At 60.9% G+C, this 949-nt stretch carries 1 protein-coding gene; it reads left to right on the top strand.

Features of this window, described 5'->3' with window-relative positions; translation table 11 throughout:
- Window positions 1-79 precede the first annotated feature (79 nt).
- Entirely contained in the window at window positions 80-472 is a 393-nt protein-coding gene (locus FV233_RS29625) for a helix-turn-helix transcriptional regulator (RefSeq protein ID WP_147853191.1), read from the top strand.
- Window positions 473-949: the final 477 nt, after the last annotated feature.

The following is a 949-nucleotide window of genomic DNA, read 5'->3' on the forward strand; positions in this document are numbered from 1 at the left end:
ATGTCCCCGTATGCGGTTGTGTTCGTAGTCCGGTAGGCAACGGTGCCCCGGCCTTTCTCACCCCCGAAAGCTGCCCAAGATGATCGTCCCCACCAAGCCGAAGCTGGCGACCGAAGCCGACCGCACCATCGGGAGCCGCATCGCGGCGCTCCGCGCTGCTCAGGGCTTAAGTCAAACCACACTCGGTCACGCCATTGGGGTGAGCTTCCAGCAGGTGCAGAAGTACGAGAAGGGTCGCAACCGCGTCGGCGCCGGTCGACTTCAGGCGATTGCAGATACCCTCCAAGTGCCTGTCGAGACCTTCTTTGCTGGGCAGGCAGAAACCGACGATGGGAAAACTGCGGCGCCGACCTTTTTCAGCGATCCGAAGGTGATGGAACTCGTGATGGCATTCACGAGCATCTCGGACGAGACGACGCGTGATGGCGTCCTGTCGATCGTGAAGGCGGCGGCGACCCTTCGGCGGGGTTAGGCGGAAAGCCGTGCGATTGAATTTCACCGGACATGACAGAGCCGATTGAGCTGCGTAGAAATTGCGTTTGATCGCAATCAATACAACTTATAAGCGAGCATGGCGACACTTCGAGGGTTGCTATGGCTGCGCGAACGAGCCTCATCGTCCTGATAGCCGCTGCCTACGTCGGCGGAGCGGTAGCGCTCCATCTATGCTGGCAGCACAGCTTCCTTTTAGCTCTCGTGGCCGCACCACTCGGTGGCAGTCTTGCGGTCCTGGCCGCCGCGTTGTTGCTCTACCTGCGCAACTCGGATGGTGGGATCCGTCCGATCGGCTCTGCTGAGCACACGTCTCACAGGGCGATGGGTCGAGCCAACTGAGTTCAGATCCCTGCTTGAGCTCCACGCACTGAGACCCATCACGGTCGCCCCATGTGGGCGATCGCTTGCGGGGTGTAAGTAGACCTCCGATGTCATCCGACGCCATCTCGCGGCG

Source organism: Methylobacterium sp. WL7, assembly GCF_008040085.1.
Taxonomy (GTDB): domain Bacteria; phylum Pseudomonadota; class Alphaproteobacteria; order Rhizobiales; family Beijerinckiaceae; genus Methylobacterium; species Methylobacterium mesophilicum.

Excerpts from the sequence above, each read along its gene's own strand:
- FV233_RS29625 (WP_147853191.1), top strand. The coding sequence starts at position 80 with ATGATCGTCCCCACCAAGCCGAAGCTGGCGACCGAAGCCGACCGCACC.